This window comes from Conexibacter sp. SYSU D00693 (genome assembly GCF_017084525.1).
Classification (GTDB): domain Bacteria; phylum Actinomycetota; class Thermoleophilia; order Solirubrobacterales; family Solirubrobacteraceae; genus Baekduia.
Map to the genome: position 1 here is coordinate 2,234,012 of NZ_CP070950.1, position 20,096 is coordinate 2,254,107.

General features: G+C 75.3%; 23 protein-coding genes. 10 read left to right on the forward strand and 13 right to left on the reverse strand.

Annotated features, from left to right (window positions below):
• Window positions 1-25 precede the first annotated feature (25 nt).
• Window positions 26-1,162 carry a CdaR family transcriptional regulator gene (locus JUB12_RS11085; RefSeq protein ID WP_205695464.1) on the reverse strand — a complete coding sequence of 379 codons (1,137 nt, stop codon included), beginning with the start codon at window positions 1,160-1,162 and terminating at the stop codon, window positions 26-28.
• Window positions 1,163-1,264: 102 nt separating this feature from the next.
• On the opposite strand from JUB12_RS11085, the gene JUB12_RS11090 reads away from it, so the two are divergent.
• Window positions 1,265-3,133 (forward strand): M28 family peptidase, encoded by a 1,869-nt coding sequence (locus JUB12_RS11090; RefSeq protein WP_205695465.1) that lies wholly within the window; start codon window positions 1,265-1,267, stop codon window positions 3,131-3,133.
• Window positions 3,134-3,137: 4 nt separating this feature from the next.
• Here JUB12_RS11090 and JUB12_RS11095 read toward each other — a convergent pair whose 3' ends face one another.
• Genes JUB12_RS11095 through JUB12_RS11105 form a run of 3 tightly spaced genes read right to left on the reverse strand, consistent with a single transcriptional unit; the run spans window position 3,138 to window position 5,769 of the window.
• Window positions 3,138-3,284 carry a hypothetical protein gene (locus tag JUB12_RS11095; RefSeq protein WP_205695466.1) on the reverse strand — a complete coding sequence of 49 codons (147 nt, stop codon included), beginning with the start codon at window positions 3,282-3,284 and terminating at the stop codon, window positions 3,138-3,140.
• A 57-nt stretch (window positions 3,285-3,341) separates the two neighbouring features.
• Complete coding sequence (locus tag JUB12_RS11100) at window positions 3,342-3,767, reverse strand: hypothetical protein (RefSeq protein WP_205695467.1); 426 nt, start codon at window positions 3,765-3,767, stop codon at window positions 3,342-3,344.
• Entirely contained in the window at window positions 3,760-5,769 is a 2,010-nt protein-coding gene (locus JUB12_RS11105) for a right-handed parallel beta-helix repeat-containing protein (RefSeq protein ID WP_205695468.1), read from the reverse strand. The genes JUB12_RS11100 and JUB12_RS11105 overlap by 8 nt, the downstream gene beginning before the upstream one ends.
• Window positions 5,770-5,914: 145 nt before the next feature.
• Here JUB12_RS11105 and JUB12_RS11110 point away from each other — a divergent pair, with 145 nt between their 5' ends.
• Window positions 5,915-6,454: a hypothetical protein gene (locus tag JUB12_RS11110; protein ID WP_205695469.1), complete on the forward strand. Its 540-nt coding sequence runs from the start codon at window positions 5,915-5,917 to the stop codon at window positions 6,452-6,454.
• Here the strand turns inward: JUB12_RS11110 and JUB12_RS11115 are convergent.
• Complete coding sequence (locus tag JUB12_RS11115; protein WP_205695470.1) at window positions 6,451-7,092, reverse strand: TetR/AcrR family transcriptional regulator; 642 nt, start codon at window positions 7,090-7,092, stop codon at window positions 6,451-6,453. The two genes, JUB12_RS11110 and JUB12_RS11115, sit on opposite strands and share 4 nt — an antisense overlap.
• A 61-nt stretch (window positions 7,093-7,153) precedes the next feature.
• On the opposite strand from JUB12_RS11115, the gene JUB12_RS11120 reads away from it, so the two are divergent.
• Window positions 7,154-8,080, forward strand: a complete 927-nt coding sequence (locus JUB12_RS11120; protein WP_205695471.1) for a carbon-nitrogen hydrolase family protein — start codon at window positions 7,154-7,156, stop codon at window positions 8,078-8,080.
• Complete coding sequence (locus JUB12_RS11125; protein WP_205695472.1) at window positions 8,077-8,478, forward strand: hypothetical protein; 402 nt, start codon at window positions 8,077-8,079, stop codon at window positions 8,476-8,478. Before JUB12_RS11120 ends, JUB12_RS11125 begins: the two co-directional genes overlap by 4 nt.
• Here the strand turns inward: JUB12_RS11125 and JUB12_RS11130 are convergent.
• On the reverse strand, window positions 8,475-8,813 hold the full coding sequence (locus JUB12_RS11130) for a hypothetical protein (RefSeq protein WP_205695473.1): 339 nt from the start codon (window positions 8,811-8,813) through the stop codon (window positions 8,475-8,477). The genes JUB12_RS11125 and JUB12_RS11130 overlap by 4 nt on opposite strands.
• A 23-nt stretch (window positions 8,814-8,836) precedes the next feature.
• Here JUB12_RS11130 and JUB12_RS11135 point away from each other — a divergent pair, with 23 nt between their 5' ends.
• Window positions 8,837-10,261, forward strand: a complete 1,425-nt coding sequence (locus JUB12_RS11135; protein ID WP_205695474.1) for a deoxyribodipyrimidine photo-lyase — start codon at window positions 8,837-8,839, stop codon at window positions 10,259-10,261.
• Here the strand turns inward: JUB12_RS11135 and JUB12_RS11140 are convergent.
• The 3 genes from JUB12_RS11140 to JUB12_RS11150 all read right to left on the reverse strand — a co-directional run bounded on the left by JUB12_RS11140 (window position 10,258) and on the right by JUB12_RS11150 (window position 12,254).
• The gene (locus JUB12_RS11140; RefSeq protein WP_205695475.1) at window positions 10,258-10,542 is read right to left on the reverse strand and encodes a putative quinol monooxygenase; all 285 of its coding nucleotides are present in this window, start codon (window positions 10,540-10,542) and stop codon (window positions 10,258-10,260) included. The genes JUB12_RS11135 and JUB12_RS11140 overlap by 4 nt on opposite strands.
• A 19-nt stretch (window positions 10,543-10,561) precedes the next feature.
• Window positions 10,562-11,155: a dihydrofolate reductase family protein gene (locus JUB12_RS11145; RefSeq protein WP_205695476.1), complete on the reverse strand. Its 594-nt coding sequence runs from the start codon at window positions 11,153-11,155 to the stop codon at window positions 10,562-10,564.
• Window positions 11,156-11,222: 67 nt separating this feature from the next.
• The gene (locus JUB12_RS11150) at window positions 11,223-12,254 is read right to left on the reverse strand and encodes a GlxA family transcriptional regulator (protein WP_205695477.1); all 1,032 of its coding nucleotides are present in this window, start codon (window positions 12,252-12,254) and stop codon (window positions 11,223-11,225) included.
• A gap of 118 nt (window positions 12,255-12,372) precedes the next feature.
• Between JUB12_RS11150 and JUB12_RS11155 the strand changes: the two genes are divergently transcribed.
• The 5 genes from JUB12_RS11155 to JUB12_RS11175 are packed head-to-tail and all read left to right on the forward strand — an operon-like array spanning window position 12,373 to window position 16,728.
• Window positions 12,373-13,791, forward strand: coding sequence for an FAD-binding oxidoreductase (locus tag JUB12_RS11155; protein WP_205695478.1), 1,419 nt, complete (start codon window positions 12,373-12,375; stop codon window positions 13,789-13,791).
• Window positions 13,781-15,016, forward strand: coding sequence for an MFS transporter (locus JUB12_RS11160; protein ID WP_205695479.1), 1,236 nt, complete (start codon window positions 13,781-13,783; stop codon window positions 15,014-15,016). The genes JUB12_RS11155 and JUB12_RS11160 overlap by 11 nt, the downstream gene beginning before the upstream one ends.
• On the forward strand, window positions 14,973-15,389 hold the full coding sequence (locus tag JUB12_RS11165) for a YciI family protein (protein WP_241004242.1): 417 nt from the start codon (window positions 14,973-14,975) through the stop codon (window positions 15,387-15,389). The genes JUB12_RS11160 and JUB12_RS11165 overlap by 44 nt, the downstream gene beginning before the upstream one ends.
• Window positions 15,390-15,438: 49 nt before the next feature.
• Window positions 15,439-16,233 (forward strand): N-acyl homoserine lactonase family protein, encoded by a 795-nt coding sequence (locus JUB12_RS11170; RefSeq protein ID WP_205695480.1) that lies wholly within the window; start codon window positions 15,439-15,441, stop codon window positions 16,231-16,233.
• A gap of 6 nt (window positions 16,234-16,239) precedes the next feature.
• Complete coding sequence (locus JUB12_RS11175; protein WP_205695481.1) at window positions 16,240-16,728, forward strand: hypothetical protein; 489 nt, start codon at window positions 16,240-16,242, stop codon at window positions 16,726-16,728.
• A 54-nt stretch (window positions 16,729-16,782) separates the two neighbouring features.
• On the opposite strand, the gene JUB12_RS11180 is transcribed toward JUB12_RS11175, so the two are convergent.
• From JUB12_RS11180 to JUB12_RS11195, 4 genes are all read right to left on the reverse strand, one after another.
• Window positions 16,783-17,208: a cupin domain-containing protein gene (locus JUB12_RS11180; RefSeq protein WP_205695482.1), complete on the reverse strand. Its 426-nt coding sequence runs from the start codon at window positions 17,206-17,208 to the stop codon at window positions 16,783-16,785.
• Between the two features lie 29 nt (window positions 17,209-17,237).
• Complete coding sequence (locus tag JUB12_RS11185) at window positions 17,238-18,530, reverse strand: PHB depolymerase family esterase (RefSeq protein WP_205695483.1); 1,293 nt, start codon at window positions 18,528-18,530, stop codon at window positions 17,238-17,240.
• 36 nt (window positions 18,531-18,566) lie between these two features.
• The gene (locus JUB12_RS11190) at window positions 18,567-19,127 is read right to left on the reverse strand and encodes a hypothetical protein (RefSeq protein WP_205695484.1); all 561 of its coding nucleotides are present in this window, start codon (window positions 19,125-19,127) and stop codon (window positions 18,567-18,569) included.
• 69 nt (window positions 19,128-19,196) lie between these two features.
• Window positions 19,197-20,006 carry an alpha/beta fold hydrolase gene (locus JUB12_RS11195; RefSeq protein ID WP_205695485.1) on the reverse strand — a complete coding sequence of 270 codons (810 nt, stop codon included), beginning with the start codon at window positions 20,004-20,006 and terminating at the stop codon, window positions 19,197-19,199.
• Window positions 20,007-20,096: the final 90 nt, after the last annotated feature.

Here is a 20,096-nt window from a genome sequence, read left to right on the forward strand (position 1 = left end):
TCCCGGACGGTGGGGCGCGACAGCCCTAGGCCCCGACGCGCAGGAGGGCGAGCCGGACCTCGGCGAGGTCGCGCACCGCGCGCAGCGATGCGCCCGTCACCTGCTCGAAGCGCCGCAGCCGGTTGCGCACGGTGTTCGGATGGACGGCGAGCTCCTGGGCCGCCGCCTCGGCGCTGAGGTCGTGGGCGAGGAACGCGGCGACGGTCTCGAGCACGGCGGGCTCCCCGGCGAGCGGACGCACGTAGCGGTCGGCCAGCGCGTCCCCCACCACCCCCTCGGCCTGGGCGATCGCCTCGAGCGTGACGTCCTCGATGCCGAGGACGCCGCGCCGGCGGTGAGCGACCGCCGTCTCGAGCACGCGCGAGGCGACGACGAACGAGCGCGGCAGCTCGTCGAGGCGCCCCAGCGGCCCGACGCCGACCGCGACGTCCCCCGAGGTCGCGGTCGAGGGCCGGGCGGCGGCGAGGCCGACGACGTCGCCCTCGTAGGGGGCGACGAGCCCGCGGTCGAGGACCCCGGGCAGCTGCAGGTCGAGCAGCAGTGCGCGGTCGGCGCCTTCGTCAGCGCGGGCGCGGAAGGCGAGGTAGCGACGCGCGGGGTCCAGGCCGACGGCCGCCGCGAGGCCGGGAGGTGCCCCGCGGGGCGACAGCAGGAGGCTGAGCACGAGCTCCGTCCGGCGCTGGCCGTCGGCCACCGCCAGCTCGACCTCCCGCCGGCGGTAGGCCCCGACGGCGCCCTCGACCATCGGCCCGGCGTAGTGCCAGGTGGCCTGGATGAGGGCGAGCGCCTGGGCGAGGTCGACGTCGCCCTCCTCGGCGGCCTCCGCGATCGCGCGGAAGGCCTCGTCGATGGCGAAGCGGTAGACGCGGACCATGCCCTCGACGGGCAGCCCCTGCTGGGCGCGCTGGTCGCCGATGAGCCGCATGGCGGCGCGGTCCTCCTCGGTCGGCTCGCGACCCTCGGCGAAGGCCGCCATGGCGAGCGCGAGGTCGCGGGCGATGCCCTCGGCCAGCTCCTGCTCGGTCACGCGCGCCGCGTACTCGGGGACCTCGGCGAGCGCCCGGCGAGCCGCGCGCCGCACGACCTGATCGGCCCGGCTGGCCAGGACGGCGATGAGCGCCGCCGCGTCGACCGTGCCGTCCGTGCCCGGTGCCTGCCCCACGGCGCGAGCCTAGACCAGCGCCGCCGGTCGCTGTGGCGGTCGACAGGCCGCGGCCCCGCCGGCTGTCGGCGCGCACAGCGCAGCCGCTCCTACGCTCGCGCCGTGCCCGTCCCGCGCTCGCTGCTCGTCGTCCTCCCGGTGCTCGCCGCGCTGCTGGTCCCCGCGCCGGGCCATGCCAGCATCCCGCCGACGATCCCGAGCAACGACGAGATCTTCCGCACCGTCGAGGACGTCGTGTCCTTCAGCCCGCGGCGCGTCGGGACACCGGGTCTGGAGCGCACCGTCGAGTACGTCGGGCGCCGGTTCAAGGAGCTGGGCCTGACCCGCGTCCACGTCGAGGAGACGCCGACCTGGTCCTGGGAGTCGCTCGAGCACCGCCTCGCGTTCGAGGGCGAGCCGCTCGACGCGTCGCCGGTCATCTACTCCCAGAGCCCGGCGCGCGACGCGGTCGGCGAGCAGTCCACGCCGCCGGGTGGGCTCGTCGCGCCGGTCGTCGACGTCGGTGGCGCGAGCGCGCGGGAGATCCGCGGCATGGACGTCCGCGGCAAGGTCGTCCTCTTCGACCTCCAGTTCCTGCTGCCCGTGGCGGGCCTGCTGCCGCTCTCGGAGTTCCTGTGGGACCCCGACGGCTCGATGACCCTCTCGCCCCAGACGCTGCTCACCGCCAACCCCTACATCACGACGTTCACCGAGGCGGTGCGTGCCGCGCAGGACGCCGGCGCCGTCGGGTTCGTCGGCGTCCTCAGCGACTACTTCGACTCCCACCGGTACTACAACGAGTTCTACCGTCGCCTGGTCGTGCAGATCCCGGGCCTGTGGGTCACCCGGGCGACAGGCGCCCACCTGCGCGCACGGCTGGCCGCCAAGCCGGACGGCCGGGCCACGATCGTCCTGCGCACGAAGCGCGCGAAGGTCGACTCGCACGTGGTCGTCGGCTTCCTCGACGGCAAGAGCACCGACGCGATCCAGGTCCACTCGCACCACGACTCGGGGTTCTCCGGCGCGGTCGAGGACGCGTCGGGCGTCGCCGAGGTCCTGGCGCTCGCCGAGCACTTCGCCAAGCAGCCGGCCGCCTCGCGCGAGAAGACGCTCATGTTCACGACGTTCGACTCGCACTGGAGCGGCTACGACGCGCACAACGCGTTCCTCAAGCGTCACGTCGTGCGCCGAGATCCGCGGCGCGACCCCAACCGCATCGTGGCCGACGTGACGCTCGAGCACATCGCCAAGCACGCGTTGCGCAAGCCCGACGGCTCGCTCGAGGTCTTCGACGCACCGGAGCCGCGCGGCGTGTTCGAGAACCTGGCGCCCCGGCTCAAGGGCAAGCTCATCGAGGGCATCGTGCGCCACGACCTGCGGCGCACCGCCGTGCTCAACGCGTCGCTGCTGCAGCCCGCCGGCGGCATCCCGACGGACTCGTCGGGGTGGGTCGTGCTCGGCATCCCGACCGCCGCGCTGATCTCCGGCCCGATGTACCTCTACGACGCCGCGGACACCACGGACAAGGTGCTCAAGGGCGAGCTGCAGCGCGTCGCCGCCGCCTTCGCCGGGCTGATCGACGCGATGGACGGCACGCCCTCGAACGCGCTGGGCCTGCTGCCCTCGCCGGTCGCCGAGGCCCTCGGGCGCCAGCTCGCCGGCGACGTCTCGAAGGTCCCCGACAGCGTCGACCGGGCGGTCGGAGAGGCGGCGGCGCCCGCCCCGGCCTGCCGGGTCGCGCGCCGCGGCAGCGCGGTGCGCGACGTGCGCGTGGTGCGCGGCCGCTCCGGCGCTCGCCTGCGCTTCCGCGCCCGCCGGACCGCCACGGTGCGCGTGACCGCGGTCCTGGCCGGCGGCCGCGCCCGGGCGCTCGGTGGGTCCCGGCGCCTCACGGCCTGCACGACGAGCACGGTGGCCCTGCCGCGCGGCACGCGGCGCGCGCGCGTCGCCTGGCGCGGCGGTGTGAGGACCGTCCGCGTCGCGGGTCGCTAGCGCGCTACTCGGCCAGCGCGAGCCGGCGGGCGACCGCCGGCGCGACGGGCGCCGCGTCGGGCTCGGAGGGCTGCGGCGCGGCGGTGCCGAGGAAGTCGTCCCAGTCGGCGGGCTCGCGGGTGGTGGTCTCGATGACGATCGGCGTGGTCATGGCTGTGAGACCGGACGACTCGCCCACCTCTTACGGTGCGCGGCGCGGACTTCCTGCTCAGCCGCCGGCGGGCAGGCCGCGCTCGAGCGCGACGAAGCCCGCGGCCCGCGCGTAGAGCACGTAGAGCCGGAAGGACCTGGCGTAGCTGTTCGCGCACGCGCGGTCGAAGAGGCGCAGCGCCTCGTCGTCGGTCAGCGCGACCGAGCGGACGTTGGTGTCCTTGCGGCTGACCTGGTTGCGGATGTCGTCGATCGTCGCGAGCTTGCGGATGCGCTCACCCCCGACCCAGTCCTTGCACTGGGCCAGCGGGGCGACCGAGCCGGCCAGCAGCTCGCCGAGCGGCTTGGCCCGGTCGCGCGCCTCCTGCTCGGCGGCGGCGCGGCGCTTGGCGGCGTCCGCCGCCCCGTCCTCGCCGTCGGACCCGCAGCCGGCGACGGCGAGCGCGAGGCCCGCCGTCGCGGCCGCGAGCAGCCTCCTACTCACGGCCCTGCAGGACGTCGTTGGCCTTCAGCACCTGGTCGATCTTCGCCTGCAGGGCCTTGGCGCGGGCGGTGCCGCGGAAGGCGTCGGCCGCGGCGCGCTGGCGGGCGGCGTCCTGCTGGGCGAGGCGCGTGCCGGGCTTGGCCGGCATCTGGAACCAGTAGCAGAGGGGTCGATCGGCGGGCTTGTCGCCGTCCTCGTACATCGAGCAGTTGAGCAGGACCGCCGCCTTCACGACGTCGCCGATGCCCATGCTCGAGCCGCACGAGCGCGGCAGGAGGTCGGGCAGCACGCCGCTGCCGGGGCCGGTGATCGACGCGGCGGTGCCGTCCACGCCGACGTTGTCGTACCAGCAGTTGCCGTTGTTGGCGGCCCACTCGTCCCACCAGAAGTCGACGCCGTTGGGCATCCGGCGCGTGGTGTCGGGGCTGTGCTTGTTGCCGAACTTCCCGACGCCCTCGTGCATCTTGAAGTCCTTGGGCGCCTGGCCCATGACGTTGTCGTAGTAGCGGTTGCCGCAGGACGTCGTGGCGATCACCGTGATCTGGCAGTGGACCTTCGCGTCGACGTTGCCCTCGGGCGTGCCGGCGACGAGGTCCGGCACCGCGTTGAGCACCGTGCCGTGGCGCCAGTTGTCGAAGATGAAGTTGTCCCGGACGATGCCGTTGTTCATCCCCGGCCAGACGATGCCCGAGCCGATCGGCATGGGCACGAGGGGCTCGATCGACGGCGGCTCGACCCCGTACAGGTCGAGGTTGTTCGAGTAGATGTAGTTCTTGTCGATGAGCATGCCGTCGGCGGGGTAGCCGGGGTGCCCCGGCGCCGACAGCGTGTCGCTCGAGATGCCCGCGACGTTGCCGTAGATGTGGTTCTCGGTGACGCGGACGGAGTTGCCCATCGAGCCCGAGTAGGCCAGCGTCGAACCGTGCAGGTCGCAGTTGCGGACGACGCTGTTGTAGCGCTGCTCGGGGTAGACGTCGCGGCGGCGGAACTCGCCGGTCTGCGGCGAGGCGCCCGGGTAGACGACCGCGTCGCCCGCGCCGAAGCCGTCGCAGTTCTGGATGACGTTGTGGTCGGTGGTGAAGCTCAGGTGCCCGTAGTCCAGGTGCCAGAAGAACTTCACCTTGTCGAGGAGGATGCCGTCGGTCTCCTCGGTGTAGAAGCCGTGCTCGGCGGCGCCGCGCAGCAGGAAGTTGCGCCCGACGAAGCCGTCGGAGCGGTCGGTGCGCATGACGACGTGCTTGAGGAACTTGCCCGGCTTCTCCTCCGGGTCCAGCGGGTTCTGGTAGTCGTCGCCGCCGTCGATGAGGACGTCCTCGGGGATGACGCCCGAGCCCTCGATCTGGAGGTTGCAGCGCAGGCACTCGCCGACCTCCTGCTCCGGGATGCCGTGGCGGTCCGGGCGCGGCGGCACGAGCGGCTTGCCCTTGACCGCGCGGCCCTGGACGTAGATGAGGTTCTGGTCGTTCTGGCAGGTGGCCTGGTACTGGTAGCTCGGCGTCGGCGTGCCCGTCTGGTCGTTCTGCAGCAGCGACGGGTTGCAGCGCGGGTCGTTCACCGGCGCCTTGCGCGACTCGGGCTCGGTGTAGCGGCCCGGCATGATCACGACGCGGTCGTTGTTGCCCGACGCGGTGACCGCGGCCTGGATCGACTTGAACTTGCAGCGGCGCTTGAGCGTCGTGTTGATCTTGATGAGCCGTCGCGCCTGCTTCTTGCTCATCGGCGTCGCCGGCTGGCTCGGACGGATCTTCACGCCGACCTTGCGCGCCTTGCCGACGGCCGCGCGCAGGAGCTTCAGGGAGTCGTCCTGGCAGACGACCCGGACCTTGCCGGGGCCGGCGCCGGTCACGGCCGAGGCCAGCGACCGGATCTCGGGCACCTTGCCGCCCGCCGCCGGGGTGACCGACGTGTCGGGCCGCGGGTCCGGCCAGTAGGACGGGCGCTCGAGGTGCGCCGACGCCGCCGCCGGGACCGCCAGGCCCACGAACGCCGCGACGGCCGCCACGCGACCGGACTTCCCCCTCAGGACTCCCCTCATGGCCACGAGAGGTTAACCATCGGCTTGCACGGATGTGCAGGTTGTGGACGGTCGGGCGGATCGGCTGCGCCTGACGGGCGAAGGACCGCGGCGGCTCCCCTACCCTCGTGCCATGCGGCTGGCCCTCGTCTCCGTGCTCGTCGCCGCGGTCCTCGCCGGCTGCGGCTCCGACGACGACCTCGGCAACGCCTCGCTCGCCCCGACCACCACGCCGAGCACCACCGCGGCGCGCCCCGCGTTCGACCCGGTCGAGACCGGCAGCCGCGTCATGAGCCGCTGGTCGAGCACCCTGCTCTCGACGTTCTCGGCGGCCGGCAAGCAGGGTCAGGCGCTCAAGGCCGGCCGCCAGGAGCGCGCCGTCCTGATGCAGAAGCGCTTCCTGCGCGGGCTGCGCAAGATCGAGCGCTTCGGCAGCGAGGCCCAGCGCGTCTTCCGCAAGCACCCGTCCTCGCGCGAGGCCAGGGCGATCAAGGCCTCCGGCCGCGCGTGGAGCGCCTGGGCGCGGGCGGTCCGCACCCCCACGGCTTCAGGCATCACCCGGATCGCCGCGCTGGCCAAGACGGCGGTGCGCCGGCAGAAGCTCGCCTACCGGGCGATCGGCGAGGACGTGCCCGCGCGGTCGTCCAGGCCGCGCACGACGACCCGGCGCTAGGCGGGCCGGGCGGCCGCGACGGCCAGCCCGTGCAGGACCAGGCGCCGGCCGAGCGCGAGCGTCTCCGCGAGGCGCTCGGGCGGCAGGCGCAGGCGGTCCTGGCGGAGGCTGAGCGCGATGACGCCGTTCCACGAGCCCCACAGGAAGGTCATGGCCTCCTCGGGCGGCACGTCGTCGGCGATCTCCCCGGCGGCGATCGCCGCCTCGACGTCGGCGGCGACCGCGCCGACCAGGCGCTCGACGCGGCCGGCGATCCGCTCGGCGACCTCCTCGAGCTCGGGCGAGGCCTCCGGCTCGGCGACGCGCAGGGCGACGAGGCGGAACATGTCGGGGCGCTCGAGGTAGAAGCGCAGGTACGCGTCGCCGGCGTTGAGGACCCGCTGCAGCGGCGAGTCCGACGGCTCGGCGGCGGCCATGTAGGCGGCGTTGACCTCGAGCGCCTGCTCGACCAGCGCCAGCGACAGCGCCTCCTTGCTGCCGAAGTGGAAGTACACGGAGCCGACGGAGACGTCGGCGGCCTCGGCGATCTCGTCGACGGTGGTGCGCTGGACGCCGCGCTCGACGAACAGCGCGCGGGCGGCGTCGAGGATCGCCCCGGCGGTGCGGGCCCTGCGGCGGTCCTGGCGCGTCCCCTCCATCGCGGTCGCCCATTGTAGTAGCGTTCAACTTCTGAGCGGTACTGCAAGAGAGGGTCTCGGGATGCGGGCAGCAGCGATCCAGACGGTGGCGCCGGCGGGCGACGTCGACGCGAACCTCGAGGCGTGCGAGCGCCTCGCGCGCCAGGCGGCGCGCGACGGCGCCGACTGGGTGGTCCTGCCCGAGTTCTTCGCCTCGGGCGTCGGGCTGCTGCCGCGGCTGCGCGACGAGGCGCCGCCCGCCGACGGCGCCCCGCTCCAGCTGCTGCGCACGCTCGCGCGCGAGACCGGGACGGTCGCCGGCGGCTCGGCGCTCGTGCGCGACGACGACGGCGAGGTCCGCAACGCGTTCTGGCTCGTGGGCCGCGACGGCGAGGTCCTCGGCCGCCACGACAAGGACCTGCCGACGATGTGGGAGAACGCGCTCTACGTCGGCGGGGACGACGACGGCGTCATCGACGCCGGCGACGGCGTCGCCGCCGGCGTGGCGCTGTGCTGGGAGCTCATGCGCACCCGGACCGCCAAGCGGCTGGCGGGGCGCGTCGACCTCGTGGTCGGCGGCTCGGGCTGGTGGTCGGTCCCGCTCTGGCACCCGCGCGGCGCCTTCCGGCGGATGGCGTCGTCCAGCGCCCGCCACGCGATGCAGGCGGCACCGCGCTTCGCGCGAGCGCTCGGCGTCCCGGTCGTCCACGCCGCGCACGCCGGGCCGCTCGCCTGCCCGATGCCGTGGACCGGCGGCATCACCTACCGCGGCCACTTCGAGGGCGGCGCGGCGGTCTGCGACGGCGACGGGCGGGTGCTCGCCTTCCGCCACCGCCGCGACGGCGAGGGCGTCGTCGCCGCCGACGTCCAACCCGCGCGCCGGCCGCTGCCCGCGCCGCTGCCCGACCGCTTCTGGCTGCAGACGCGCGGCGCGCTGCCGTCGGTGGTCTGGACCTACCAGCGCGCGCACGGGCGCCGCGCGTACGCCCGGGCGCGGGTGGCGGCGTGAAGCGCCCGTCGTCGGTCGCCGTCTCGGGCGTCACCGAGCTCGCGGCAGGCGCCGCGTCGGGCTGGGTCTACACGCTCGTGCGCACGCAGCCGGAGCTGGCCAAGCGCCTGGGGATCAAGGCGCCGGCGCGCATCCGCCAGTGGCACCTGGACCTCGCGATGCTCGGCACCGCGACGATCGCCGCCGACCTCGCGGTGCCCGACGCGCCCAAGCTCGTGCGCCGGTCGCTCGCCGTCGGCGCGTGGACCAACGCGATGGCCTTCCTCCCCCTCGCCTTCAAGCCCGACCTCGACGAGCACCCCGCCTTCGGCGCCGCCGCCGCCGCGTCGTTCACGGCGACGACGATCGGCTTCGTCGGGATGGCGCGGACCGCGCACCGGCGCCGCAGGGCCGGCTAGCGCGCCGGGTCGTCGCCGCGCTCGCGGGCCTCGACGCCGTAGTGGAGCATCTGGTGCTCCTGGCGCTCGCGCAGCGCCTTGCGGTGCCGGGGTGAGCCACTCTGGCGCAGGCGGTGGGCGTAGGCCACGAGCGGGACGAACAGCAGGCCCCACGCCAGCAGCGCGACCGCGTACATGGCCAGGCCGATCGAGCCCAGGCGGTCGATCATCTGCAGCCCCGCGAAGGCGCCGCCGAGGAAGACGACCAGCACCACCACCAGGACGGCGAGGGCGCCGAGGTGGGCGAGCGCATCGCGGACCAGGCGGACCGGGGCCGCGTCTTTGGGCTGCACCATCCTCCCGAGCGTACGACTGACGGATGAGCGACGCACGGACCATCGTCTGGCTCCGCCGCGACCTGCGGGTCCACGACCACCCCGCGCTGGCCGAGGCGGCGGCCGCCGGCACCGCCGTGCCGGTCTTCGTGCTCGACGACGCGCTGCTGCGCGGGCGGTGTGCGAGCGCCGCGCGGACGGCCTGGATGCTCGACTGCCTGCGGGTGCTCGACGAGGAGCTGCGCGAGCGCGGCAGCGCGCTCGTCGTGCGCCACGGCCCCCCCGAGCGGGTGCTCGTGGAGCTCGCGCGCGAGGCGCAGGCGGCCGCGGTCGCGTGGACCAGCGACGTCTCCCCCTACGCGCGAGCGCGCGACGCGCGGGTGACCGAGGCGCTGCGCGGCGCCGGCGTCGAGGCCCGTCCGCGCCCGGGCACCTACGTCACCGACCCCAACCGGCTGCGCGCGCCCGACGGCGGCCCGTTCGGCGTCTTCGCGCGCTTCGAGCGCCTGCACCGCGAGGCGCCGCGGCGCGACGTGCTCCCCGCGCCCGAGCACCTCGCGCCGCTGCCCGACGGCCTGGACCCGGGCCGCGTCCCCCAGGTCGGCGAGCTCGGCGACCTCCCCGGGCCGCTCGTGCCCGAGCCGATCCGGGAGCCCGGCGAGCGCGCCGCCCGCGCCGCCCTGGACGACTGGGTCGCCGACGGCCTCGCCCACTACGCCGAGCGCCGGCCCGCGCAGCCGGGCGACCAGCGCGGCATGGCGCGGGTGCAGGTCTCCGTCCTGTCGCCCTACCTGCGCTGGGGCTGCCTGAGCGCGCGCGAGTGCGAGGCCCGCGCGCTCGACGCGGGCGGGACGGGCGCGACCGCGTGGCGCCGCCAGCTCGCGTGGCGCGACTTCCACGCCCACGTCCTGCTCCTGCGTCCGGGCAACGCCCACCACGAGCACCGCGAGGAGCTCCGCGGGACCCTCGAGTTCGACCACGACGCCGACCGCCTCGCCGCCTGGCAGGAGGGCCGCACCGGCTTCCCGCTCGTCGACGCCGGGATGCGCCAGCTGCGCGCGACGGGCTGGATGCACAACCGCGTCCGGCTCGTCGCCGGCTCGTTCCTCACCAAGGACCTCCACCTCGACTGGCGGCTGGGCGAGCAGTGGTTCGCCCGGCTGCTGCTCGACGGCGAGCCCGCGCAGAACAACGGCAACTGGCAGTGGATCGCCGGCACCGGCGTCGACCCGCAGCCGGCCTACCGTCGCATCTACAACCCCGCCCGCCAGCGCGCGGCCTTCGACCCGGCCGGCGCGTACGTGCGGCACTGGGTGCCCGAGCTGCGCGACGTCCCCGACGACGCGCTCGACGAGCCCGGCACGCTTGCGCCCGGCTACCCTCTGCCGATCGTCGACCACCTCGCCGAGCGCCGGGAGGCCCTGCGCCGCTACGGCGAGGCGCGCGAGCGCGGGGCGGCCGCGGGCTAGACGCCGGAGGCCGGCCGGGTGCGCGCGACCTGCTCGATGCCGGCGATGAGGGGCCGCGCGCGCGTGATGGTGTCCTGCACCTCGGGGAGCTCGAGCGACGCCTTGTGGAGCTCCTCGTCGTCCCAGACCTCGGTGATCCAGATCGTGTCGGGGTCCGCCTCGTCGGCGGCGACGACGTAGGACCGGCAGCCCGGCATCTCGCCGATCTCCTCGGCGAAGATCGCCAGGAGGTCGTCGCGCTTGCCGGGCTGCGCCTGGAACTTCCCGATGAGGCCGAACACGCCCGGGGACCGTACTGCGTCAGCCGCGCACGACCCGGTAGGTGCAGATGAGCACGCCGGTGCTCGCCTGCTTGACCTGGGCGAGCTCGAGCGGGCGGGCGGCCCCGTCCTGCGGGAAGATCGACTTGCCGCCGCCGAGGAGGATCGGCTCGAGCATGAGGACGAGCTCGTCGACGAGGTCGGCCTCGAAGAGCTGGGTGGCCACGGTCGGGGAGCCGAGCAGCAGCATGCGCCCGTCGCGCTGCTCCTTGAGCTCGCGCAGGGCGCCGATCGCGTCGTCGGCCGGCAGCAGGCGCGAGCCCTCCCAGGTCATGTCCGCGTCGGTCAGCGTGCGCGAGAGCACGAGCTTCTCCGCGCTGTTGATCGCGTCGGCGAACGGGTCGCCGGCGCGCTCGGGCCAGGCGGCGGCCATGTTCTGCCAGGTGCCGCGCCCGTAGAGCAGCACGTCGGCCGAGCCCATGAGCTCGTCGAAGACCGAGCCCATGGCCTCGACGTCGAAGTACGGGTGCGACCAGCCGCCGTGGGCGAAGCCGCCGTCGCGGTCCTCGTCGGGGCCGCCGGGCGCCTGGACGACGCCGTCGAGGGAGATGAAGTCGTTCACGATGATCTGCATGCCTGGGCGACGAACGTCGCACAGGCCGATCGACACGCCCACGAGAGTTGGCGCGTCGCCGCTCGTGTCAGGCGGCGGCGCCGAGGGCTGGCAGGCGGAAGCGCTGCCGGTAGGCGCCGGGTGTGAGGCTGGTCAGGCGCTTGAACAGCCGGCGGAACGCGGCCGGGTCCTCGTAGCCGACGGCCCAGCTGATGTCGTCGATGGGCTCGCCGCTCGCCTCGAGCAGCCGCTTGGCCCGCTCGACGCGGATGTGCTGGACGTAGGCGATGGGCGTCAAGCCGGTGGCCGCCTTGAACCGCCGGGCGAACGTCCGCGGCGCGAGGCCCGACGCGCGGACCATCTCGTCGACCGGCGCGGCGATCGCGTACCGGTCGTCGATCGCGCGCTGCGCGGCGAGCACCGCCGCGTCGCCGTGGTCGCTGGGCGGGTCGAACACCTGGAACGGCGTCTGGCCGTCCTGGTGGAACTGGATGAGCAGGAAGCGGGCCGCGGCCAGCGCGGTGGCGGGGCCGACGTACGTGGCGACGAGGTGCAGGGCGAGGTCGTGCCAGGCAGTCGCGGCGCCGGAGGTGATGAGGCGGCCCCCGTCGCCCGAGACGACCAGCACCTCGTCGGGGCGCAGCACGACGTCGGGGTGGCGGCGCTGGAAGTCGCGCTCGGAGATCCAGTGGACGGTCGCATGGTGGCCGTCGAGCAGTCCGGTCTCCGCCGTCAGGTTCGCGCCGGTGCACGCCGAGCACAGGACCGCGCCGCGCTCGTAGGCCTCGCGCAGCCACCGCACGAGCCGCGGGTAGCGCCCGGCCGTCCACTCCTCGTCGCGGCCGAAGGCCATCGAGGGGACGATGACCACGTCGACCTCCTCCGCGTCGTCGATGGACTCGTGCGCGGTGATGGCAAGGCCGCTGGCGGTCGTGAGGATGCCGGCCTGCTCGGCGACGATCGCGACGTCGAAGGGCCGGCGGTCGGCGCGCAGGCGGTCCTCGGGGGCGGTCAGGCCCTCGACCGTGCTCAGGCTCTCGTACAGCCCGGCGAGCGGCGTCGCTGTCGAGTCGGGCGTCGCGACGATGCGGATGCGCAGCGGCGGCGGCGAAGGCGGCACGGCCTGCTGAGCGTGGCAGGAACGGACCGGTCTTGCGCACGAGCGCCCTTGGGCGGCGGCGAGCCGCCGTCCACCGTGTGCTGGCACCTCTCCGCCCTCTCCCTCAGGAGCTCTCCGCATGCCCTCTCGCCTCCTCTCCTCCGACGCGGCCGTCTTGCTCGCCGAGCGCGTGCGGGGCGACGTCCTCGGTCCCGACCACCCCGGCTACGACGCGGCGCGCCGCGTCTGGAACGGGATGGTCGACCGCCGCCCGCTGGCCATCACCCGCTGTGCCGACGCCCACGACGTGGCGGCCGCCGTGCGCTTCGCGGTCGAGCACGACCTGCCGCTCGCGGTCCGCGGCGGCGGGCACAACGTCGCGGGGACCGCGGTCTGCGACGACGGCGTCGTCGTGGACCTCTCGCCGATGCGTGATGTGCGCCTCGACACCGCCCGGGGGACCGTCCACGTGGCGGGTGGCGCCACGTGGGGCGACGTCGACGCGGTGACCGCGCCCCAGGGCCTCGCCGCCCCGGGCGGCGTCGTCTCCGAGACCGGCGTGACCGGCCTCGCGCTCAGCGGCGGCGTCTCGCACCAGCGCCGGCGCGACGGGATGACGATCGACAACCTCGTCTCCGCCCAGGTCGTCCTCGCCGACGGCCGCCAGGTCCGCGCAAGCGCCGACGAGCACCCCGAGCTGTTCTGGGCGCTGCGCGGCGGCGGCGGCAACTTCGGGGTCGTCGTCGCGCTGGAGCTGCGGGTGCATCCGCTCGGGCCGGAGGTCTTCGCGCTGAACGTCGCCTACCCGGTGGCCGACGCGCGGCGGGTGCTGCGCGGGTGGCGCGACCTCGTCGCCGGCGCGCCGGACGAGCTGACGACAGCCGGGCTCATCTGGTCGCTGCCCGATGTCGAGGCGCTGCCGGCGGCGCTGCGCGGCGCGCCCTACGTCGGCGTCGCCGGTCTGTGGGCGGGCGACCCGGACGACGGCGAGCGCGTGACGCGCGCGCTGCGCCGGCTCGCCGAGCCGCTCGTCGACCTGAGCGGCGTCGTCCCCTACGCGGAGCTGCAGCGCTCGCTGGACCCGTACTTCCCGGCGGGCCGCCGCTACTACTGGAAGGCGCTGTACCTGTCGACGCTGGCCGACGACGCGGTCGAGCTCACGGTCGGGCGGTCCGAGCAGCGGCCGTCGGCCGACACGCTGGTGATCATCCGCCACTGCGGCGGGGCGATCTCCCGCGTGGGCGCGGGCGAGACGGCGTTCGGCGACCGCTCCTCGGAGTGGATGCTGTCGATCGACGCCACGTGGTCGGCGCCGGAGGACGACGACGAGAACATCGCCTGGACCCGCGCGTTCTGGGATGCGGCGTCGCCGTGGTCGACCGGGCAGACCTACTTCAACTTCCCGGGCCTGCTCGAGGACGGCGAGGCGGAGGTGCGCTCGAGCTACGGCGCGGGCCTCGACCGCCTCGCGCGCGTGAAGGCCGCCTACGACCCGGACAACCGCTTTCGGCTCAACCAGAACATCGTGCCCGCGGAAGGCCTGTCCCGTGTCCCGTGACCTGCGCCTGCTGACCGCCGCGACGTTCCTCTCGGCCACGGGCGACCTGCTCGCGCTGATCGTCCTCGGGCTGGCTGTCCACGACCTCACGGGCAGCGGCTTTGCGGTGGCGGGGCTCGTGGCCACGACGCTCATGCCGGCGGTGCTCCTCGCGCCGCTGGCCGGGCGGGTCGTCGACCGCCATGAGAGCGTGCGGGTGCTCGTCCTCGCATCGCTCGCGCAGGCGGCCGTGGCGGTCGGGCTGGCGTTCGCGGTCGACGACCTGGCGGGCCTGCTCGTGCTCTGCGCGCTCCTGGCGGCGGGCAACGCTGTCGCCCAGCCCGCCGAGTTCACGCTCGTGCCGGCCGTCGCCGCGTCAGGCCGGCTGGCGGAGGCGACCGGCGCCGTGGAGGCCGCGCGCTACGCGGGCTTCGCGGTGGGACCGCTGCTGGCGGCCGTGCTGGCGACGGCAGGCGCCACGCCGGCGCTCCTGGTCAACGCGGTGAGCTTCGTGGCGATCGCGGTCGCCGCGGGCGCGCTGCGGGCGCGGCGGCCGGGGTCGGTCGAGGTGCCGGGCGACGGGCCCGCGGCGTACGGGGGCCTCGCCGGGCTGCGCGTCCTGCTCGACGACCGGGTCCTACGCGTCGTCGTGGGCGCGACCACCGGCGCCCTGCTCGTGCTGTCGGCGACGCTGACGGTCGAGGTCTTCTTCGTGAAGGACGTCGTCGGCGCGAACGACGCCGGCTACGCCGTCGTCGTGTGCGGCTGGATGGCCGGGATGGTCTGCGGTGCCACGGCCGTGGCGCCGCGGGTGCCGGCGACGCTCGTGGCCGGCGGAGCGCTCGTCGCGCTGGCCGTCCAGGGGGGCGGCCTGGCGCTGCAGACCACGTGGACGATCCTGCCGGTGGCGGTCGCGGGCTACGCGGTCGGGGGCGTCGGCCACGGCGCGAAGAACGTCCTGGTGCGCACGCTCATGACGGTCCGGGTGCCGGAGGCGCGGCACGGTCGCGCGTTCGCCGCCTACGGCGCGGCGCGCAACGCGGCCGAGCTCGTGGCGGTCGCGGGCGGCGGCGTGCTCGTCGGAGCGGTCGGTCCGCGGGCGGCGCTCGTGGTGGCGGGCGCGGTTCCGGTGCTCGCTGCGGTCGCCGGCCTGGCGCGGCTGTCCCGGCGTCGTCGATGGGCCGATGCGCGAGGATCCGCCCATGGCCCGCTTCATGCTGTTCATGCTCCCGAACATCTCGCCTGAGGCCTACGCCGAAGGCCCGGACGTCGAGGCCGTCGAGGCGATGGCCCGCTACAACCAGGAGCTCCTCGACGCGGGCGTCATGCTCGCCGGCGACGGCCTGCACCCGGCGCAGGACGGCCGTCGCGTCAGCCTCCGCGACGGCGCCCCGGTCGTCACCGACGGGCCGTTCACCGAGGCCAAGGAGGTCGTCGGCGGCTACTGGATCATCCAGGCCCGCGACCTCGACGAGGCCACCGACTGGGCGCGGCGCTGCCCCATGGGCGAGGGCACCATCGAGGTCCGCCAGATCTTCGACCCCGAGGACTACTCGGAGGCGGTGCAGGAGGCGGCCCGGCTCTCGCACACCCCGCCGGACCAGACCGTCGAGCGCTAGTCGAGGGTGGAAGGTGCCTGGCACCTTGCACCCGGCGTATGGTCGGCCCATGAAGGTCCACGCGCTCACGACCGGGACCGTGCGGCTCAAGGACGCCTTCCTGCACGCCCGGTCCGGCTGGCGGCGCCAACCCGCGCTCTTCGCGCCCGGGGAGTGGTCGGCGCCGCATCCGATCCACTGCTGGGCGGTCGAGCACGACGGCCGGGTCGTCCTCGTCGACACGGGCGAGACGCGCGCGGGGTCCGACCTGCCCTTCGTGCGCTTCGAGGTCGGGGAGGACGACGAGCTCCCGGCGGCGCTCGCGCGGGCCGGGCTGGACGCGGCGGCGGTCGACGAGATCGTCCTGACCCACCTGCACGGCGACCACATGGACGGGCTCGTCCACCTGCGCGGCCGGCCCGTCCACGTGCACGCGCCCGAGCTCGCGTTCGCCCGCAGCCCGCGCGGCCGCGTCCAGAGCCGGCTGTTCAAGCAGCCGCTGCCGGACGGCGTCGACTGGCAGCCCCTCGAGCTCGACGGCGGCCCGTTCGGCGCCTTCGCGGCGAGCCGTCCCCTCACGCCCGACGGCCGCATCGTCGTCGTCGCCACGCCCGGGCACACCGACGGCCACGTGTCGGTCGTCTGCGTCGACGACGACGGCCGCCACCTCCTCCTCGCCGGCGACACGACCGACACCCTGGACCAGCTCCACGCCCGCCGGCCCGACGCCGTCTCGCCGAAGCCCGGCGTCCAGGTCGCGACGATCGACCGCATCCTCGCCCACGCCCGCGAGCACCCGACCGTCTACCTCCCCGCCCACGACCCGGCGTCCGCCGAGCGGCTGGCGGCGGCGACGACGGTCTAGCCCGGGGTGGCGACGCCCGTCTTCCGCGCGCCGATGCGGGCGCGCGACCGGGACCTGCCCGACGGGGCCGGCGCCGACCACGGGATCGAGCGTGGCGTCGTGGGGATCGGCGACCCGCTGGACGGCCCGCCCCCGGAGGCGATCGAGGAGGCGGTGCTGCGGGCGACCGAGCAGCACGGCGAGAGGGCCGGCCGGCTGCTGTCGGCGTTCGCCGGCGTGGAGGACGGGAGCTTCGTGTGGACGCGCGACGGCGGCGGCGCGTACGCGCTCGGGCGGATCGACGGTCCCTGGCGCTGCGACGGCTCGGCGGCGGCGCGCCGGGTGGGGATCGTCCACGTGCGCCCCGCGACGTGGCTGCAGCGGCGGTTCGGCGACGGCGAGGTGCCGGCGGCCGTCGCCGCGACGTTCGCGCGAGGCGGGCGCAACTTCCAGCGCACGCACGACGCGCAGGCGGAGGCCCGCACGGCCGAGCTGTGGGACGCGGGCGCGCCGTAGGAAGGTGCCTGGCACCTTCCATGCGCGCGCATGCAAGGTGCCTGGCACCGTGCGTCAGTCGGTGAGCTCCGGAGGCAGCGCCTTGGGCCCGTCGGGGTAGAGGTGCGCGAGCTGCTCGGGCGTCATCTCGAGCGTGTTGGCGGCCTCGACCGGCGCGCCGACGACGAGCCACAGCGCGTCCGCGTCGGTGTCGTTGAAGACCTGGCGGACGCTGCCGGGATCGACGTGGACGGCCGACAGCGGGGCGAGGGTGAGGAGGTCGTCGTCGACGCGCATCCGGCCACGGCCCTCCAGGACGAGGTAGAGCTCGTGCTGCCGCGCGTGGCGGTGGCGGGTGGACGCCTGGCCGGGCGCGAGGCGCCAGAGGCGGGCACCGAGCGTCGTCGCCCCCAGGTGCTTGGCGAGGTCGGTGTTCTGCACCCCCATCTGGTTCGAGGGGCGCCAGAACGCGTCGGCGGCGTGGAGCGTCGTGTAGGCCATCTCGCGCGCGAGCGTACGCGCGCGCGAGGTCAGCAGCGCTTGAAGCTGCGCCGCACCGTCTGGGCCTTCGCGCGCCCCGCGCGCCGGACGGTCAGCACGACGCGCGTGCGATCGCCGGGCCGGCCGGCCGGCAGCGTCACGCGCACGCGGCGTCCCGCGCGCCGCACGCGGACGGCCGTCCTGCCGACGCTGGCCCGCACGCCTCGCACCCGCGCGCCGCGCGGCAGGGTCACGGTGACGGTGCGCGGCGGACAGGCCGCGGGGCCCACGTCCACGGGCGACGACGCGGGCTCGACCGGCGCCTCCGCGCACGGCATCGCCGTGGTCGAGCGCGTGTAGCGCCGCAGGAACGGCCAGATCGCCTCGGAGCCGTCGGGCGCCTTCGGGTCGGTGTTGTACTTGCGGTCCGTCGTCCCGCCCGGCCACGAGTGGGCCAGGCCGTCGATGATCCAGCGCTCGGCGACCAGGCAGCCCGCCGGGTCCTGGAACCGGCTCACGGTGTACGACCGGCCGCCCGGCTTGCGCTCGTGGCTCACCGTCGCCGGCCGCAGCGAGATGGGGCCGGTCTGGGAGGCGCCGAGGACGAGGTTCGACGTGCGCAGCCCCTGCTCGACCGCCTTGGCGATGCACGTCGGGGGGAAGGCGAGGTCGGCGGTCCCGCCGATGCCGATGACCGGGACCACCCGCGCGCGCCCGCCCATCCCCGCGCGGGCGAGCTGCGCGCTGAGCTGCACCGGGATGCCGATGCCCGTCGTGAAGCACGGCCCGTCCAGGAAGCCGGCGGTCTCCACCAGCCCGACGGCGGCGAACATCTCCGCGTAGGTCGAGGCGAGGACCGACGTCATCAGCCCGCCCGCCGACGTGCCGACGGCGTACACGCGCTCGCGGTCGATGTCGAGCTCGCCCACCACCCGCCGCGTCATCTGCGCGATCGCGTCCGGGTCGCCGCCGCCCCGCGCGTAGGTCGTCGGCGAGAAGAACTTCCAGCACTGGTTCAACGGCCCCGGCAGCAGGCGGCCGACGACGTCGACGTCCGGGTACAGGACGACGAACCCCTCGCGCTCGGCCACGCGGTTCCACAGCGTCGAGCGCATCTCCGCGTCGGCGGTCGTCTGGCACCCGTGGACGCTCACGAGCAGGGGTGCCTTCGTGCCGGGCCGGTAGGTCGACGGGACGTACCGGAGGTAGTCGTAGCGCGCGCCGTCGCTCGTCACCGACCCCGAGGTGAGCGTCCCCGGGCCGGGCGACTCGGCCGCGTGCGCCGCCGCGGGCACGAGCGCCAGGGCGACACCGACGATCCACGAACACGTGCGTACGCGCAAGGGCCGACCGTAGTCGCCCGCGCCCCGCCCGTCCACCTAGGACCGTGCGCTCGCGCCGAGCAGCGCCGCCGCGAGCGCGACGCGGTGGTCCTTGGTCCACGGCGGGCCCAGGACCTCCCGCGGACGCCGCAGCAGCTCCGCGGTCCGCGCGCCGAGGACGAGCGCGGCCTGTTCCAGCACGTGCTTCGCGTCGTAGGGCGACACCGTCCAGCCTCGCCCTCCGGCGACCTCGGCGAGGACCTGGCGGTACCGCACGCCGTCGGCCCACGCCTCGTGCGGCGCCCGGCGCTGCTCGGCGATCGCCGCCGGGAAGCCGCGCGGCCAGTCGCGCACCGCGAACGTCGCGATCGGCGCGGGGAGCACCGCCGCCAGGTCGGCCAGGGCCGCGGTCGTAGCCCGTACCGCCGACGCCCGGACCGCCGCGACGAGCTCCCCCAGCGCGCCGTCGTCGAGCGCACGGCTGGAGGCCCTGTGGACGGGCATGGCCTCGACGCCCGGCTCGACGAGGGAGATCCGCCGGCGGTCGACGACCTCGCCGTCCGCGCTCGCGTTGACGACGACGGCCCAGCCGAGGTGGTCGGCGACGCCGACGTGCACCCCACCATCATCACCCGTCGCGTGGACCTCCGAGGTCATCGCCGCGGGCCGACCGCCCCTGTGCCCTCCTCACGTCGCCGCGGGCGCGAGGTGCTCGGCGAAGAGCCGCGCGAGGTGCCCGGCGACCTCGTCGGGCTGCTCGAGCGCCACCGAGTGGCCGGCGCCGGCCACCGTGACCTCGCGGCCGCCCGTCGCCTGGGCGATGGTGCGCCCGGAGATCGGCTGGGGGTAGGCGTGGTCCTCGGCGCCGGCCACGGCGAGGACGGGCACCGTCGTGCCGGCGAGCTCCTCCACGATGCGCTCGCGGTGGATGACCTGGTGGGCCGCGTCGCCGATGGCGGGCGGCAGGCCGGCGATGACCTCGCGCCAGTGCGCGCACAGCTCCGGCTCGCCGGCCAGCGTGGTGTCGCCGAACATGATGTGCAGGACCGTGTCGACGACGTCGGCGGCGCCGTGGGCCTGCAGGTGCTCGACGAGCGGGGCGAACGCGGCGAGCTGGTGCTCCTCCTCGGCCGAGGACCCGAGCGCGGTGACGGTGCGGACGAGGTCGGGGTGGCGCGCCGCCAGGCGCAGCGCGACGAACCCGCCCATCGAGTTGCCGACGACGTGCGCCGGCGCGAGCCCGAGCGCGCGGATGAGCGCGGCGGCGTCCTCCGTCAGGACGTCCATCGACAGCTCCTCCAGCGGCGCGGGGGCGCTCTCCCCCTGGCCGCGGTGGTCGTAGGCGACGACGCGCAGGTCCTCGCCCAGGCGCTCGGCCAGCGCCGTGAACATGCGGCGGTCGAAGAAGAGCGAGTGCGACAGCAGGACCGGCACGCCGTCGCGCGGTCCGCGGTCGTCGTAGGCGAGGGTCGTCCCGTTGACGTCGATGGTCGGCATCGGCCGACCGTAGGCCGCCGGGGCAGGGGGTGCACGCGGTGGCGCGCACGCGGTCGGCGACGGCGCGCAGGCCCGCCGGCCGGGTCGGGC

Bases quoted from the DNA above. Each gene is read 5' to 3' on its own strand.
- JUB12_RS11095 (WP_205695466.1), bottom strand. From the start codon at position 3,284: ATGACCACGCCGATCGTCATCGAGACCACCACCCGCGAGCCCGCCGAC.
- JUB12_RS11110 (WP_205695469.1), top strand. From the start codon at position 5,915: ATGCGGCTGGCCCTCGTCTCCGTGCTCGTCGCCGCGGTCCTCGCCGGC.
- JUB12_RS11115 (WP_205695470.1), bottom strand. From the start codon at position 7,092: ATGGAGGGGACGCGCCAGGACCGCCGCAGGGCCCGCACCGCCGGGGCG.
- JUB12_RS11120 (WP_205695471.1), top strand. From the start codon at position 7,154: ATGCGGGCAGCAGCGATCCAGACGGTGGCGCCGGCGGGCGACGTCGAC.
- JUB12_RS11130 (WP_205695473.1), bottom strand. From the start codon at position 8,813: ATGGTGCAGCCCAAAGACGCGGCCCCGGTCCGCCTGGTCCGCGATGCG.
- JUB12_RS11135 (WP_205695474.1), top strand. From the start codon at position 8,837: ATGAGCGACGCACGGACCATCGTCTGGCTCCGCCGCGACCTGCGGGTC.
- JUB12_RS11145 (WP_205695476.1), bottom strand. From the start codon at position 11,155: ATGCAGATCATCGTGAACGACTTCATCTCCCTCGACGGCGTCGTCCAG.
- JUB12_RS11155 (WP_205695478.1), top strand. From the start codon at position 12,373: ATGCCCTCTCGCCTCCTCTCCTCCGACGCGGCCGTCTTGCTCGCCGAG.
- JUB12_RS11165 (WP_241004242.1), top strand. From the start codon at position 14,973: ATGGCCCGCTTCATGCTGTTCATGCTCCCGAACATCTCGCCTGAGGCC.
- JUB12_RS11170 (WP_205695480.1), top strand. From the start codon at position 15,439: ATGAAGGTCCACGCGCTCACGACCGGGACCGTGCGGCTCAAGGACGCC.
- JUB12_RS11180 (WP_205695482.1), bottom strand. From the start codon at position 17,208: ATGGCCTACACGACGCTCCACGCCGCCGACGCGTTCTGGCGCCCCTCG.
- JUB12_RS11195 (WP_205695485.1), bottom strand. From the start codon at position 20,006: ATGCCGACCATCGACGTCAACGGGACGACCCTCGCCTACGACGACCGC.